Source organism: Enterovirga sp. CN4-39 (genome assembly GCF_049446235.1).
Taxonomy (GTDB): Bacteria; Pseudomonadota; Alphaproteobacteria; order Rhizobiales; family Beijerinckiaceae; genus Enterovirga.
In genome coordinates this window covers 26,158-41,854 of the sequence record NZ_JBMSEF010000010.1, presented here as the reverse complement: position 1 = coordinate 41,854, position 15,697 = coordinate 26,158, and the positions used below count along the sequence as shown (strand labels likewise).

At 68.5% G+C, this 15,697-nt stretch carries 13 protein-coding genes; 3 read left to right on the top strand and 10 right to left on the bottom strand.

Features of this window, described 5'->3' with window-relative positions; genetic code table 11:
- Positions 1–102: 102 nt before the first annotated feature.
- Positions 103–1,209, bottom strand: coding sequence for a S1C family serine protease (locus tag ACO2SS_RS16755; RefSeq protein ID WP_423278899.1), 1,107 nt, complete (start codon positions 1,207–1,209; stop codon positions 103–105).
- A gap of 329 nt (positions 1,210–1,538) precedes the next feature.
- Here ACO2SS_RS16755 and ACO2SS_RS16750 point away from each other — a divergent pair, with 329 nt between their 5' ends.
- Positions 1,539–2,429: a T6SS effector amidase Tae4 family protein gene (locus tag ACO2SS_RS16750; protein WP_423278898.1), complete on the top strand. Its 891-nt coding sequence runs from the start codon at positions 1,539–1,541 to the stop codon at positions 2,427–2,429.
- Positions 2,430–2,537: 108 nt separating this feature from the next.
- Complete coding sequence (locus ACO2SS_RS16745) at positions 2,538–3,530, top strand: lysylphosphatidylglycerol synthase domain-containing protein (protein WP_423278897.1); 993 nt, start codon at positions 2,538–2,540, stop codon at positions 3,528–3,530.
- Positions 3,531–3,543: 13 nt separating this feature from the next.
- Here the strand turns inward: ACO2SS_RS16745 and ACO2SS_RS16740 are convergent, their stop codons facing one another.
- From ACO2SS_RS16740 to ACO2SS_RS16705, 8 genes are all read right to left on the bottom strand, one after another.
- On the bottom strand, positions 3,544–5,157 hold the full coding sequence (locus ACO2SS_RS16740) for an ABC transporter ATP-binding protein (protein ID WP_423278896.1): 1,614 nt from the start codon (positions 5,155–5,157) through the stop codon (positions 3,544–3,546).
- Complete coding sequence (locus ACO2SS_RS16735) at positions 5,157–6,020, bottom strand: ABC transporter permease (protein ID WP_423279071.1); 864 nt, start codon at positions 6,018–6,020, stop codon at positions 5,157–5,159. Before ACO2SS_RS16735 ends, ACO2SS_RS16740 begins: the two co-directional genes overlap by 1 nt.
- A 62-nt stretch (positions 6,021–6,082) precedes the next feature.
- Positions 6,083–7,024, bottom strand: a complete 942-nt coding sequence (locus ACO2SS_RS16730) for an ABC transporter permease (protein ID WP_423278895.1) — start codon at positions 7,022–7,024, stop codon at positions 6,083–6,085.
- Positions 7,025–7,244: 220 nt separating this feature from the next.
- Positions 7,245–8,825 carry an ABC transporter substrate-binding protein gene (locus ACO2SS_RS16725; RefSeq protein ID WP_423278894.1) on the bottom strand — a complete coding sequence of 527 codons (1,581 nt, stop codon included), beginning with the start codon at positions 8,823–8,825 and terminating at the stop codon, positions 7,245–7,247.
- A gap of 67 nt (positions 8,826–8,892) precedes the next feature.
- Positions 8,893–10,362: an amidase gene (locus ACO2SS_RS16720; protein ID WP_423278893.1), complete on the bottom strand. Its 1,470-nt coding sequence runs from the start codon at positions 10,360–10,362 to the stop codon at positions 8,893–8,895.
- Positions 10,362–11,495, bottom strand: a complete 1,134-nt coding sequence (locus ACO2SS_RS16715; RefSeq protein WP_423278892.1) for a M20/M25/M40 family metallo-hydrolase — start codon at positions 11,493–11,495, stop codon at positions 10,362–10,364. The genes ACO2SS_RS16720 and ACO2SS_RS16715 overlap by 1 nt, the downstream gene beginning before the upstream one ends.
- A gap of 178 nt (positions 11,496–11,673) precedes the next feature.
- Positions 11,674–12,834, bottom strand: coding sequence for a M20 aminoacylase family protein (locus tag ACO2SS_RS16710; RefSeq protein WP_423278891.1), 1,161 nt, complete (start codon positions 12,832–12,834; stop codon positions 11,674–11,676).
- A 27-nt stretch (positions 12,835–12,861) separates the two neighbouring features.
- Entirely contained in the window at positions 12,862–14,370 is a 1,509-nt protein-coding gene (locus tag ACO2SS_RS16705) for a M81 family metallopeptidase (protein ID WP_423278890.1), read from the bottom strand.
- Between the two features lie 314 nt (positions 14,371–14,684).
- Here ACO2SS_RS16705 and ACO2SS_RS16700 point away from each other — a divergent pair, with 314 nt between their 5' ends.
- Complete coding sequence (locus ACO2SS_RS16700) at positions 14,685–15,026, top strand: hypothetical protein (RefSeq protein WP_423278889.1); 342 nt, start codon at positions 14,685–14,687, stop codon at positions 15,024–15,026.
- 61 nt (positions 15,027–15,087) lie between these two features.
- Here the strand turns inward: ACO2SS_RS16700 and ACO2SS_RS16695 are convergent, their stop codons facing one another.
- Positions 15,088–15,588, bottom strand: coding sequence for a Fur family transcriptional regulator (locus tag ACO2SS_RS16695; protein WP_423278888.1), 501 nt, complete (start codon positions 15,586–15,588; stop codon positions 15,088–15,090).
- Between the last annotated feature and the right edge of the window lie 109 nt (positions 15,589–15,697).

Sequence of the window (15,697 nt, the reverse complement as noted above, 5' to 3'; positions counted from 1 at the left end):
CCTGCAAGGGCGGCACGAGCCGGATTGCTCGCTTTTTGTGCGACGAAAGACGTAAAATACCTCGCAATTTCAGTGCCGCTGGCCGTCGAGGCCGTGCCGTTCTCAGCCCCGGCCGGGCGTGAGATCCGCGATATCGACCGTGAGCCGTTCCGTCTGCCCGTCCCGCAGCACGTCGACCTGGATCGCGCCCCCCACGCCCGCCTTTTCCACTTCTGCCAGCAGGTCCGAGAGGCGGGACACTCTGCGCCCGTTCACACCCACGATGATATCGCCGAGCTCGCCTGTGCGCGGGTCGATGCCACGGATCCCGGCGCGAGCGGCTGGAGACCCCGGCATAGTGCGGACGACCACGACCCCGGGGACGCCGAGCCGCGCCGTTGCGGCCTCCGAGCCGGCGATGATGCCGATGCCCGGCTGGGGCATGCGGCCGTTCCGAATGAGTTCGGGCACTACCCGGTTCACCACGTCCACCGGGATGGCGAAGCCGATCCCGGCCGAGGCGCCGGAGGGCGAGAAGATGGCCGTGTTCACGCCGATGACGCGCCCGGCGGAATCCAGGAGCGGCCCGCCCGAATTGCCGGGGTTGATGGCGGCATCCGTCTGGATCACGTCGGCCAACTCGCGACCCTCGCCGGTCGGAAGCCGTCGCTGCAGCGCACTGATCACGCCGGTCGTCAGCGTCTGGTCGAGCCCGAAGGGATTGCCGATCGCGAAGACCTGCTGTCCGACTTTCAGGTCGGCCGAGGACCCGAGGGCGATCGGGGGAGGGGGCTGGCGGACGCGGCCGAGCTGCAGCACGGCGAGGTCGTAGTTGGGGGCCGTTCCGACGATCGTCGCCGGGACGATTTCCCCGGAGGAGAGCCGGACGGCGATCGGCCCGGCATTCTGGACGACGTGATTGTTCGTGACGACATGGCCCGCCGCATCCCACACGAAGCCGGTTCCGGTCTGCTGGCCTTCCCCGTTCTCGTCGCCGCTCAGCCGGCTTCGGCTGGCACGTGACACGGCGTAGACATGCACGACGGAAGGCGACGCGCGCTCGAAGAGTTCGACGGTGCTGCGTTCGTAAGGCGCGAGGTCGCCCCGCGGCGTGACCGTGCGCGGCCCCTCCTCCGAGTAGAGGAAGCGGGCGATGTACGGCTCGGCCACGAAGGCTGCGAGAAGCAGCACGGCGACCGTGAGGGCGACGCGGCTCAGACTGTCCCGCACGTTCTTTGTTCCCGATCGGCCCGAACAACCCGCAGAAGCGGCCCGGGTTCGCGATCATACCAAATCCGGCGGCTCGCGGAGTACCCGGAAGGATAGGGGAACGCCTTCGCGGCCCCGTGCGATTGCGCCCTCCGGCCCGCGAGGCGGGGATCAGCCGCTGTGCGAGGCCGCACGGCAGGCGCGGCCACGAGGATCGAATGTAGGTCGTCCCCGCACCGGCGTAGGCGCAGCCGGATCGACGCGCCGCGTTGCAGACGGTCGCCGGGGCAGCAGAGGCACGAATCCGGAGCATTGATCGGCATCTGAGATCATCAATCAGGGAGGCGCACATGGCATTCGCGACGATAAACGCCGATTTCGACACGATGCTCGAGCATTATTATCTCTGGAATAAGCTCAACAAGCCCGTGAAGAACCTCCTGGATGGGCTCAACGAGGCGATCCGAAAGGAGAACGAGAAGCTCCCGGAGAAGAATGCCGAACGGGAGGCGAAAGGCCTGAAGGCGTTGAAGGCCGCCCCAAAAGCGACGCCGTGCTGCTTCCAGGTGAGCCACGCGATGAACGCCGCAGGCGTGAAGGTGCCGGAGGCGAGCGAGCAGCGAAAGCTTTTCAAGCCGGCCGACGGGAACGGCTACTACATCGGCAATGTCAGGGAGCTGGAGCAGATCCTGACCGACCGCTTCGGCAAGACCGAGGACATCAAGGCGGGCAAGAACTCGATCGACAAGATGAAGACGATCATCTTCGGCCGGCGCGGCATCCTCGCGTTCCGCGACGACGGATACGGCTACCACACGGAACTGTGGAACAAGCACGTCATCCGGCAGAACGAGAGCATATCGGGCAACATGTCCGAGACCGGCATCTTCGGCCAGAAGCGGGTGTTGTTCTGGGAAGTGACGAAGGCGCCCCGGGAGCCCACGATGCCGCCGTGGCTCGCGGGCTGGTGGAGCGTCGATGACGGCTCGCAGTACTACTATCACTTCCTTGGACTCGACTACGTCTACTGGACGGAGAAGAAACCGAAGAACAAGGATGAGCTCGGACGCGCCCGGGAGAACTACGGCTCCGTCACGATGACGCCGGCGGGGTTCAAGATCCTGTGGGATCCCTCGGGCGGGGGCAGCACCGAGGAGACTTTCACCTGCTCGGCAGGCGCTACGGACGCGAAGGGAACGTCGAACCGGTTCGGCACGCTGAAAGCATCCAAGATGTTCTAGGCGCTCCGGCGACGGGGTCGCGGGAGCGCTCGCCTGCCTCTATGAGGCAGCGAGCGCCCCATCGGCGCCGACCGGAGGGCGAGTGGGTTCAAGGGGCAAGACAAGGGCATGCGTGACGCCGCCATGCTGAACCGGCGCACGCAGCTCTCGCTCGCACTCGTGGCCGGACTGGCGCTCGCGGTCGCTGTCGCCGCTCATGCGGGGCTTCCGACCGTCATCGAGGTCCTGCGACGCCTCGGCGTTGCGGAGCTCGCCTGGCTGTCTGCCCTGCAGCTGGGCTCCGTGCTCCTCTGCGGGATCGCCTGGTGGATCTTCACGACCGGCGCGAGCCTGACGGCCTGCACGGCAGCCCGGTTCGTGCGGGACGGCGCATCGAGCGTCGTCGCGATCATTCCCGGGATGGGCGAGATCGCCGGCATGCGGGCGCTCACCCTGTTCGGGGCGCGGGCCGGCAACGCGGCAGGCAGCGGCGTCGTCGACCTCGCCACCGAGATCCTGGCGCAGATCATCTTCACGCTCGCGGGCGTGGTGGCGCTGCTGGCCGTGCTCGGCTGGGCCGAGCTGGACCATGCGGTCGGTATCGCGGCGGCCTCCGTCCTGCCGCTCGTCCTTGCCTATCTGGGCTTCCGCAGCCCACGCATCCGCAAGCCGGTCATGCGCTTCGTGACACGGGTGGAACGCCATTTCGGGCTTGCCGAATGGGGCCTCGGCGTAGAGGCGGGCCGCACGGTCGCGGCGCTTTGGCAGGATCGGCCCCGGCTCGCGGCCGGGACATTGCTCCACTTCGCGGCGTGGCTGCTTTCCGCCGCGCAGATCTGGTTTGCGGCCGGCGCCCTCGATGCGCCGCTCTCGCCGACGGCTTCGCTGGCGCTCGCGGCCCTCGTCCATGCGGCGCGCGGCGCGCTCTTCGTGGTGCCCTGGGGGGCGGGCGTGCAGGAGGCCGGATTCCTGGTCGCGGGCGTGGTACTGGGCCTCGACGAGCCGACCGCGATCGCGATGTCGCTGGCACTTCGCGTTCGCGACACCCTGCTCGCCCTGCCGGCGCTGCTCCTGTGGGGCGCGGCCGAGCTCCGCGAGGCTTGGATGGCGCGGCGGGCGTGAACCCGACTAGGCGCTACGCCGCGAAGGCGAAGTCGCGGCCGGGCGCCGCATCGAGCAGCGCCCGCGTATAGGGATGGGCCGGCGAGGCGAAGACCTCTCCCGTCGGGCCCTCCTCCACGACAACACCCTTCTCCATCACCATGATGCGGTCGCAGATCTGCGCCGCGACCCGCAGGTCGTGCGTGATGAAGAGGACGGCGAGCTGGAAGCGCTTCTGCACGTCGTCGAGCAGCTCCAGCACCTGCTTCTGCACCGAAACGTCGAGCGCCGAGACCGCCTCGTCCGCGATCAGCACGTCAGGCTCCATGGCGAGCGCCCGCGCGATGGCGATGCGCTGGCGCTGCCCGCCCGAGAACTGGTGCGGATAGCGCGAGAGCGCGTCTGGCTGCAGACCGACGAGCTTCATGAGATCGCGTGCGCGCGCCATGGCATCGGCCGTAGGCAGGCCGTAATTGACCGGCCCCTCGATGATGGAGGCGCCGACCGTGCGGCGCGGGTTCAGCGAGCGGTACGGGTCCTGGAAGACGACCTGGATCCGCCGGCGATAGGGCCGGAGCTGCCTCTCGCGCAGCTTCGCGATGTCCGTGTTCGAGACGAGGATCGAGCCCTCGCTCGGCTCGATCAGCCGCGCGATGCAGCGTGCGACGGTGGTCTTGCCGGAGCCGGATTCCCCCACGATCCCCAGCGTCTCGCCCCGGCGAACCTTCAGGTTCACGGCGTCGGCCGCCTTGACGATCCGCGCCTTCGAGAAGAAGCGCCGCTCGCCATAGGTCTTGGCCAGTCCGATACCTTCCAGGGCGACGGGGCCGGTCGGCTCCGGGCGGCCCTTCGGCTTTAGGCTCGGGACGGAGCCGATCAGCATGCGGGTGTAGCTGTGCTTCGGCCGGGTGAGGATCTCCTCGGCCGGCCCTTCCTCCACCAGCCGGCCGCCTTCCATCACGACGACCCGGTCGGCGATCTCCGCCACGACCCCGAAATCGTGCGTGATGAAGAGGACGCCCGTGCCGCGACGGCCCTGCAACTCCTTGATGAGCTTGAGGATCTGCGCCTGGGTGGTGACGTCGAGCGCGGTGGTCGGCTCGTCCGCGATGAGGAGGGCGGGATCCAGCACGAGCGCGGCCGCGATCATGATGCGCTGGCGCTGCCCGCCCGAGAGCTGGTGCGGATAGGAGGCATAGATGCGCTCCGGATCCGGCAGGCGCATCGCCTCCATGATGGCGAGAACCTTCGTCCGGCGCTCGGCCGTGCCGAGATCGGTATGGATGCGCAGCACCTCGTCGATCTGGTCGCCGATCGTCAGGACCGGATTCAGGGCCGTCATCGGCTCCTGGAAGATCATGGCCATGCGGGTGCCGCGCAGGTCGCGCAGGCGCTGGGGCGAGGCCTTCAGGACGTTCTCGCCCTCCAGCAGGATCTCGCCCCGCGAGGGGTTCAGCACCTTGGGCAGGAGACCCATCACCGAGAAGGCGGTGACCGATTTGCCCGAGCCGGATTCCCCCACGATGCAGACGATCTCGCCGGGCTGGACCGTGAGCGAGATGCCGTCCACCGCGCTGCGGCGGTCCGCCCCGGGGGGAAGCGTGACGGTGAGGTTGTTCACCTCGAGGACGGGAACGGGGCTCTTCATCACCGGCCCGCCATCTTGGGATCGAGCGTGTCGCGCAGCCCATCGCCCAGCATGTTCACGGCCAGCACCGTCAGGCCGAGGAAGACTGCCGGATAGAGGATATTGTGCGGGTAGATGCGGAAGAGGTTGCGGCCCTCCGCCATGATGTTCCCCCAGGTGGGGATTTCGGGCGGAATGCCGATGCCGAGGAAGGACAGGATCGCCTCGACCAGCATCGCCGAGGCGCAGATGAAGGTGCCCTGCACGATCAGCGGGGCGATGGTGTTCGGCAGGATGTGGCGCACCATCAGCTTCGGCGTCGGCGTGCCGGCCATGATGGCCGCTTCCACATAGGGCTCCTCGCGCACCGACAGCACGATGGAGCGGACGAGGCGCACGACGCGCGGGATTTCGGGGACCGTGATCGCCACGATGACGGCCCCGATCCCGGCCCGGAACAGGGACACGACCGCGATGGCGAGGAGGATGGCCGGTATGGCCATCAGCCCGTCCATCAGCCGCATGATGGCGCCGTCGAGCCAGCGGACATAGCCGGCCACGAGGCCAAGCACGAGGCCGATCGCCAGCGAGATCGCCGCGACCGAGACGCCGATGATGAGCGAGACGCGGGCGCCGTACATCACCCGGCTGTAGATGTCGCGGCCGAGCGAGTCCGTGCCCATCCGGTGCTTGAAGGTGGTGGATGAGCCGTCCTCCTGGCGGATCGTCCGCTCGACGCCGGGCACGCGGTTGCGGAAGGCGGGGTTGATGCCGGCGGGATCAATGGTGCCGAGCGCCGGGGCCAGGATCCCGATCAGCAGGATCACGAGAAGCACCCCGCCGCCGATCAGCACGGATGTCTGGCGCAGCAGCCTGCGCCAGATCGCGGCTCCGGGGGCGACGACCGGGGTCGGGGCCGTGGGCGCCAGGATGGTGGGCTCGACGCTCAATAGCGGATCCTCGGATCGAACAGCGTGTAGGCGAGGTCCACGCAGAGATTGATCACGATGTAGACGAGCGAGAAGAGCAGGATCACGGCCTGGATGGTCGGGTAGTCGCGGGCCAGCACGGCATCGACCGTGAGGCGCCCCAGGCCCGGGATGGAGAAGACGCTCTCCGTCACGACCACGCCGCCGATCAGGAGCGCGACCCCGATGCCGATCACGGTGACGATCGGGACGGCCGCATTCTTGAGTGCGTGCCGGAAGAGGATCTTGCGCTCGACCTGGCCCTTGGCGCGCGCCGTGCGGATGTAGTCCTCGCCCAGGACCTCGAGCACGCTCGCCCGCGTCATGCGGGCGATGAGCGCGACATAGATCACCGACAGCGTCACGGAGGGCAGGATGAGCCGCTGCAGGAAGCCCCAGAATCCGTTGCCGATCGGCTGGTAGCCCTGGATGGGCAAGAGGTTCAGCTTGATGGCGAAGACGTAGATCAGCGCATAGCCGATGACGAAGACCGGCACCGAGAAGCCCAGCACCGAGAAGCCCATGACGACCCGGTCTATCCAGGAACCGTGCTTGTAGGCGGCGAGCACGCCGAGCGGCACGGCGATCAGCACGGCCAGAACGATCGTGGTGAGGGCGAGCGAGACCGTCGGCTCGATCCGACCCATGATCAGTTCGGCGACCGATTTCTTGAAGAAGAACGATTCCCCGAAATTGCCGCTCAGCAGGTTGCCGCCCCAGATCGCGAACTGCGTCAGGATCGGCTGGTCCAGCCCGAGCCGGGAGCGGATCATCGCGATCTGCTCGGAGGTGGCGTTGTCGCCCGCGATCACGGCGGCCGGGTCGCCCGGCGTCAGGCGCAGCATCAGGAAGACGAGCACCGCCACGATCAGCAGGACAGGGATCGTCGAAAGAAGACGGCGAAGAATGTAGCCAATCATCTCAGATCCTGCTTCTCCCTTCGCGAGAGAAGGCGTGTCGCGCGCCGGCGCGACCGAATGAAGGGCTCCTCGGTCGGGGCAAGGCGCCCCTCATCCGAGTCGCGCCGGCACCCGTCCCGGCCCGAGACGGGCAGACGAGGATCGCATGGCGACTGGATCCGCGTCGCACCCTCTCCCGCGAGGGAGAAGGTGCGCAGGGATCGGTCGCGCCAGCAAGGCGCTATTTCTTCTTCTTCTCGATGTTCCAGAAGACGGGCGCAGCGGCCGTGAGAATGCCGGACACCTCGCCCGTGGTGCCGATCGGAACGTAGTACTGGCCGAGATGGATGTGCGTCACGACCTCGCGCTGGCGCTGCTGCACCTTCTCGACGATCTCCTTCTGCTTGGCAGTGTCCGTCTCCCGGGCGAAGTCGTCCCGGAGCTTCTCCATCTCGGCATCGCAGGGCCAGCCGAAGGCTGCCTTGTCGCAGCTCGCGTTGACGAAGCCGGTCATGACCGGGTTCAGGATGTCGGCCGACACCCAGGAGGTCAGCATCAGGTTCCAGCCGCCCTTGTCGACCGGGTCCTTGCGGGTGCGGCGGGAGACGACCGTCTGCCAATCCGAGGACTGCATGTCGACCTTGAAGCCGCCCTTCTCGAGGAGCTGCTTGGCGACGGGCGCCAAGTTCGTCAGCACCTGCAGGTCGGTCGAGTGCAGGAGCACGATCGGCGTTCCGTCGTAGCCGGCTTCCTTCAGGAGCTCCTGCGATTTCTTGAAGTTCGACTCGAGCAGGCCCTCCATGCCCTTGTCGGTCGCAAGGGGCGTACCGCAGACGAACAGGGCCTTGCAGACCTTGTAGTAATCCGGGTTTCCGATCGTCGCGTCCAGGAAGTCCTTCTGGTTGAACGCATAGAACATCGCCTGCCGGACCTTCGGGTTGTCGAAGGGCTTGAGCAGGTGGTTCGGCCGGAGCGTGTATTGCAGGCCGAGCGGATTGTAGTCGACCAGCTTGATCGAGTTGTCGCTCTTGAGGAGCGGGATCAGGTCGTGCGGCGGCTGCTCGTAGTAGTCGATCTCGCCCGCGAGGAGCGCGTTCGCAGCCTGCTGGTGATCGGGGATGGCGAGCCACTCGACCCGGTCGAGCTTCACGACCTTGCCGCCGGCGAGCCCGGAGGCCGGCTCGGAGCGCGGCTTGTACTTGTCGAATTTCACATAGACGATCTTGTCGCCCGGCTTCCATTCGTCCTGCTTGAGCTTGAACGGACCGGAGCCGGTGAAGTCCGAGATCTGCGTGTTCGGGTCCGTTTCGGCTACCCGCTTCGGCATCATGAAGGGCACGTTCGAGGACGGCTTGCCGAGAGCGAACAGGAGCAGGCCGGTCTGCGACTTCAGCTTGATCGTGAACTTGTTTTTGTCCTGGTCGTCGACCGTCATCGTGTCGACGAAGCTCATCACCTTCTGGCCGAGCGGATCCTTCGCGGCCCAGCGCTTGATCGAGGCGACGCAATCCTCGGCCGTAACGGGCTTGTCGTCATGCCAGAGGAGGCCGTCGCGGAGCTTGAACGTGTAGGTGAGCTTGTCGGGCGACTCCGTGTAGGTGTCGACCATCTGCGGCTTGACCTCGCCCTTCTCGTCGAGCGCGAAGAGCGTGTCGTAGATCATGTAGCCGTGGTTCCGGACGATGTAGGCCGTGGTCCAGATCGGATCCAGGATCTTCACGTCGGAGTGCATGACGGCCTTGAGCGTCGTCTGGGCCTGTGCGGCCGAGGCGGCTGCGAGTGCCGCGCCGGCAATCGCGGCCATTCTCCAACTGAAAGACATTCCCACCTCCGCTTTGCGCCCCTCGCGCTTTGTTGATCTTAGAATGCACGCTCCGTGCCGGGCCGTGTCAATCGGGCAGGCGCGCGGCGTCTCGCTCATAGGCGGCCCCGATCGCGAGCAGCGCCCGGTCTGCCCGGGGCCGTCCGATCAGCTGCATCCCCATGGGGCGCCCGCTCTCGTCGAACCCGGCGGGCACGTTCAGGACGGGGCACCCCGTGAGCGTGCCGATGACCACCACCTCCATCCAGCGGTGGTAGCTGTCCATGGCCACGCCGGCGACCTCCCGCGGCCAGTGCCATTCGATCGGGAACGGAAAGACCTGCGCGGTGGGCAGCGCGAGCGCGTCGAAGCGCTCGAACAGCTTCACGGCGACCTGGTAGAAGGTCGCCCGCACCTTCGCGGCGGCTGCGACCTCCTCCGCGCTGAGCCGGTTTCCGCCTTCGACCTCCCAGACGATCTCAGGCTTCAGGTGGGCGCGGCGCGCCGGATCGGCGTAATCCGGACCGTAGCGGTTGCTCATTGCCCATTGGCGCAGCACCACGAAGGAGCGCCACAGCTCGGCCCAGGGAAACGGGATCGAGACATCTTCCACCTGCCAGCCGGCCGGCTCCAGTTCCCGGAGCGCCGTCGCGCAGAGATCCAGGATGCCGCCCTCGAAAGGCAGGCGCCCGTCCAGGTCGGCGAGCCAGGCGACGCGTGGCGAGGAGGCGGGAACGAGGTTCGCCTCGAAGGGCTCGGCCTCGGTTTCGAGCGAGAGCGGCGCGCGCGGGTCGTAGCCGGACATCACGGTGAGCATCGCGGCGACGTCGGCCACCGTCTTGCCCATCGGCCCGTTTGTCGAAAGCTGGGTGTAGAACGGGTCCTGCGCAGGCACCGTGGGCACGCGGCCCTGCGAGGGTCTCAGCCCGAAGACGTTGTTCCAGGCGCCCGGATTTCGCAGCGAGCCGCCGAAATCGGAACCGTCCGCGATCGGCAGCATGCCGAGCGCGAGCGCGACGGCGGCCCCGCCGCTCGAGCCGCCGGCGCTGAGATCGGGCCGGTACGCGTTTCGGGTGACGCCGAAGACCGGATTGTAGGTGTGCGAGCCGAGCCCATATTCCGGCACGTTCGTCTTGCCCACGATGATCGCACCCGCCCGCCGGAGCCGGGCAACGTGCAGGTCGTCCTCTGCCGGGACATGGTCGGCGAAGAGGGGGGATCCCCAGGTGGTGGTCAGCCCGGCCGTCGCGGCCAGGTCCTTGATGGCGATCGGCAGGCCGTGCAGTGCGCCGAGATCGCGGCCATCGGCGCGCGCTGCGTCTGCGGCGCGAGCTTCCGCCAGGATCTCCTCGCGCGGCCGGAGGGAGACGACCGCGTTGTAGGTCGGGTTCACGGCCTCGATCCGGTCGAGGCAGGCGCTCGCGAGCTCGGCGGACGAGATCTCGCCAGCCCGCAAGCGGCGCTGCAGCGTGACGCCGTCCTGCTGCAGGAGGTCCGGCGCGTCGAGACCGGCGGGCGGAACGAGGCGGCCGTCGCGGCCGAAGGCAGGGCGCCGCATCACTGGAGCCGAGCCAGCAGGCCGGCGATCAACCGTCCGCGTTGGGGCAGGCTCTCCACCTCGATATGCTCCTCGAGCGTGTGGTAGCCGGCGCCGAGAAGGCCGAGCCCGTCGAGTGACGGGATGCCGGCCGCGCCGGTGAAGTTGGCATCCGAACCGCCGCCTGAGGAGCCGTGCGGGAGGTCAAAGCCGAGATCGGCCGCGACGCCCTTCGCCACCTCATAGACCGCCATTGTGCCCGCGTCCGGCTCCCAGACGGGCCGGGTCACGCCGCGCGTGACCGTGAACCGCGTTCCGTCCGGATTGCGGACCGACAGCGCCAGCATGCGATCGACGCCGCGGTCGAGATCGGCCTGGCGCTTCGCCATCGAGAGCGCCTCCGCCCGGCAGGTCGTCGGGACGCAATTGACCCAGCGACCACCCTCGATGACGCCGACCGAGAAGGTGCAGTCCTCGTCCGTCATCTCCTCGATCGCGAGAAGCTGGCGCGCCATGGCGTTGATCGCCGAGCGGCCGTCCTTGAGGGCGGCGCCGGCATGGCTGGGCCGGCCCTCCGCCTCCAGGTTGAACCGCGCGATCGCGTATCGCCCCGTGACGACCCCGTTGCCCGGCTTTCCGGGCTCCGGCACCAGCACGTAGCGGTGCTTCCTGGCCTCGCCCATGATGAGGTCGCGCGTGCCGGGGCTGCCGATCTCCTCGTCGCTCGTGAGGAGCACCGAGACCGGCAGCGGCGTCTCGATCCCGGTGCGGGCGAGTTGCACCACCGCCTCCAGGGACGCATAGGCGCCGCCCTTCATGTCGAGGATGCCGGGCCCATAGCAGCGCCCGCCCTCGCGCCGGAACGGCAGCTTGGCGAGGGTGCCGACCGGGTGGACGGTGTCCAGATGCGACATCAGCAGGACGCCGGGCTCGCCGCGCCGCGGGTGCGGGAAGTCGGCGCGGACGCAATCGCCGAGGCCCGGCGGGCCCGCGATGCGCTCTACGCTGGCGCCCGCCGCCGCGAGGTCTGCGGCGGCCACGTCCATCATCCGGTTCACGGCCGGGACGTCGAAGGTCGGGCTCTCGGTCTCCACCCAGCGCCTGAGGCCGGCGAGCATGGAATCGGTGTCGAAGGGCAGGGTGGCGGGGTTCATGGCTACGCCTCCTCTCCCCACGGGCAGGGAGAGGTCGAGTCGGCGGCAGCCGACCGGGTGAGGGGGCCTGTCCGGACGAGGTGGCGCCCGCAGGAGCCCCTCACCCGGGCGCTCGCTGCCGCGAGCTGCTCGACCTCTCCCCGCCCGCGGGGAGAGGAGGCGGAAGACGCAGCGCCCGTCACGCTGCGAGCCGCCGCTCGACGATGCGGGCGAGGAGGCTCGCCCCGACCGGGAGGATCTCCTCGCCGAGCACGAAAGACGGGTTGTGCAAGGGCACCGTGCCGCTATGGCCGACCCAGCAATAGGCGCCGGGCACCTGGTGCAGCATGTCGGCGAAGTCCTCCGAACCCATCATGGGCCGGGGCTCCGTGATGACGTTCTCGGCCCCCACGATGTCGCGCGCCGCCTCCGCGAAGGCGGCGGCCGGCTCGGCGTGGTTCACGAGGGTGTTGAAGATGGTGCGGATATCGACCTCGATCTCCGCGCCGAACGAGACCGCAAGGCCTCGCGCGATGGTCCGGATGCGCTCGTGCACCATCGCCCGGACCTCGGGCGCGAAGGTGCGGATCGTCCCGGCGAGCGCGGCCTCTTCCGGCACCACGTTGTAGGCCGAGCCCGCATGGACCTGCGTGATGGAGACCACAGCGGCCTTGAGCGGATGCGTGTTGCGGCTCACGACCGTCTGCAGCGCCCCGATCAGGGCGCCCGCGATCACGACGGGATCGCGGGATTCCTGCGGCATGGCGCCATGGCTGCCGGCTCCCCGGATGCGGATGTCGAAGAAGTCGCCGGCCGCCATCGCCTCGCCGGGCCAGACCGCGACCTGCCCGGGCTCGAGATAAGGCGCGTTGTGGAGCCCATAGATCTCGTCGCAGGGGAAGCGCTCGAAGAGCTTGTCCGCGAGCATCGCCCTGGCGCCGCCGAGACCCTCCTCGGCCGGCTGGAAGACGAAAACCGCGGTCCCCTTGAAGTTTCGGTTCTCGGCCAGGTAGCGCGCCGCACCGAGCACCATGGTCGTGTGTCCGTCATGCCCGCAGGCATGCATGGTGCCGGGGCGGGTGGAGCGCCAGGGAAGGTTCGTCAGCTCCTCGATCGGCAGGGCGTCCATGTCGGCGCGCAGGCCGATGCGGCGGCCCGGCCCGAGTGCGCCCTGGAGGATTCCGACGACGCCCGTGCCGCCGACGCCGCGATGCACCTCGATGCCCCAGGATGCGAGCTTTCCCGCGACCACGTCGGAGGTGCGGACCTCCTCGAAGCCGATTTCAGGATGGGCATGCAGGTCGCGCCGGATGGCCACGAGGTCGTCGGCGAAATCCTGGATCGCAGGCATGATGCCCATGGTGCTTCTCCGTCCCTGTGCTGAGGATCAGGCGCCTTGGTTGAAGACCGGTCCCTTCGGCGACGTTCGGATGCCGGGCCGGAGCCGCTTCCAGGGGAAGGCGGCGGGGTCCACCGGCATGGGTCCCGGTGCGGCGCAGACCAGGATCGTCTCGGCAATGGGCTCGAAATCGGCCCGGAAATGGACCGAGCTCTTGTTCACCAGGATGGCCTGCTCCGTCGGCTCGATCCCGACCTGGCGGTACATGGCCTGGTCGGCCATCTGCGCCTTGCGGGACGCGACGACGAAGCGGACGTCGCCGACCCGCAGGCAGGCGCAGCGCCCGAGCCTCATCCGGGTGGCGCCGAAGAACGGGCCGGTCGCGACGAAGTCGCCGTCCGACAGCGCCTCGACGGCGAATTCCGCCTCAAGCGGCTGGTCGCCCGGGATGCCGGATTTCGCGCCGAGCGAGAGGCGGATCGTAGCGCCGACCCCCGCCTCATGCGCTGCCTCGGCTGCCGCGGGATCGACGATGAGGCCCATGGCGGCGCGGGGCGCATCGTTCCGGACGAGAGCATGCGCCATGCCCATCGTGTCGGAATCGCCGCCCGCGCCGGGATTGTCCTGGGTGTCGGAGATCACGACCGGGCGGGAAGCCGTCTCGGCGATGCGCATCGCCTCGCGGATTCCCTCGTCGGGCGTGTAGACGCGGCCGCGGAACGCCTCCTCGCTCTCCGCCACCAAGTCCGCGATCTCGTCGGCCACGCCGTCGGCATCCGCCTGCGTCACCCCGTAGGCGACGACCGAGGGGCCGCAATCGGCGAAGTCGGCTGCCGGAAAGCCGGGCAGGAAGGACAGCGACGGCACGGCCTCGCCCTCGCGCGCCTCGAGCCGGCCATAGATCGTCCGGCAGGGCTCCATGGCGGTCGCCTGCCAGGCGATCGGGATCAGGTAAGGGATCTGCCGGAACGCCTTCGCGTGCCGCCGTTCCGTGCCGATGATGCCCGCCAGGTACTCGCCCGAGCGCCGCCCCGTCTCCGCCATGTCGACATGCGGGTAGGTGCGGTACGCGATCAGCGCATCGGCGCTGTCCACCATGAGGGCCGTCACGTTGCCATGCAGGTCGAGGCTTGCGACGAGCGGCACGTCCGGGCCGATCGCGGCGCGCACCCGGCGCAGGATCTCGCCTTCGCCGTCGTCGAAATGCTCCGTCACCATGGCGCCGTGCAGGTCGAGATAGACGGCATCTACCGGCAGTTCGGCCCGGATGCGCTCGACGAGGTCGCCGGTGATCCGCTCGAAAGCCTCGCGCGTCACGTGGGCAGAGGGACTGGCGGAGCACCACAGCGAGGGGAGCAGGGTCCAGCCGCGCCGGCGGCCTTCCTCGATGAACCCGGCGGCCCCGACATTCACGTTCCGGACCGCGTCGAAGACCCCGTCTCCGCGCGTCAGGACGGGCCATCCGCCGCCCTGCTCGAACGCGCTCATACCGGCCTTGGAGGGGGCAAAGGTGTTGGTTTCGTGCAGGAAGCCGCCAAAGGCGACGCGATAGGGCATGTCGGGAGCGTGTATCTGTGTGACAGCTGAAACCAAGCACGCCTCGCGGCCTCAGCCAAGCTCAAATTGCGCCGGCGAAGATCTTCCCAGCGGGAGCTCTCCATCCCGCGGGCCGGCAGGCTGTCGCGGCGCCTCGGGCCGCAGGGCCGGCAAGCGTATCCCGGCTCTCGCGCTCGGATTTACCAGTGGATCTTAGTTGAGGCGTGAGTAGCCGGTTATCTTGGCTGTTGCGGCGGCTCTCCGTATCTCGGGAAACCTTTCTGCGGCCTGGCGAGTTGTGAGCCATAATATCGAACTCTTGAGGACGCACGGACATGAACAAAGTCATTTCTGTCGCGGCCGCGACGACACTCGGCATAGCCCTGATGGCGGGGGCGCCGGGGGCGCAGGCCAGCAGCCCATCCCTGCCCAACGCGGACGCGCTCGCGGCGGCGGTCCCGAACGCGGAGTACACCCAGCACCGCGGCCGCCGGCACGGGCATTACCGCAGTCATCGCGGCCGGAACGCGGCCGGCGCGGCCGCCGCGGTCGGGATCGCGGGCGCGCTTATCGGTGGGGCGATCGCCGCCCAGCAGCGGCGCGACTACTACTACGACCGGCCCTACGGCGCGTATGGCTATTACGGCCCCGGTTACGACTACTACGACCCCTACTAAGGCGGGTCGGCCCGACGGCCTGCCTCCGGCCCGGTCCTCGCAAGAGGGCCGGGCTTTCGCGTTACGAGACCTCGCGGCAGGTCTGGCATTCGCCCTCGAGCTCGACCGTCCGGCTCACCGGGCGAAAGCCCACCTGGGCAGCCGTGCCCGCGAGGTCGCGCGCGACCTCGGATGAGGCCAACTCGTCCACGTTGCCGCACACGGTGCAGACCAGGAAGACGGTCGTCTCGTTCGAGCCGTGCTCGTGGTGGCAGGGCAGGTAGGTGTTCCGCACCGCGATCCTGTGGATGAAACCTGCCTCCATCAGGAACTCGAGCGCGCGATAGACGGAGATGGGCGAAATGCGCCGCTCCCGCCCGAGCTGCTCCACGAGATCATAGGCGCCGAGCGGCGCTTCGCTCCTGGCCAGCGCCTCGAAGACCCGCCGCCGCAAGGGCGTGAATTGCAGCCCGCGCTCGCGGCACACCTCCTCGGCATGGGCCAGCAGCCCGTCCGCCTCGGCGGGCGAGTGGTGATGATGGTGGCCATGCGCCGGGTGCGGCGCGGCTTTGTCCTTGCCCATGGAGCCGATCGGCCTCGATTGCAGTTACAAGATAACAGGTGGCGGGCCCTCCAGGCCAGCCCGTCACCATGGGACATGGGGTCTCCCGTGCTTTTCCGCGCTGGCGCCT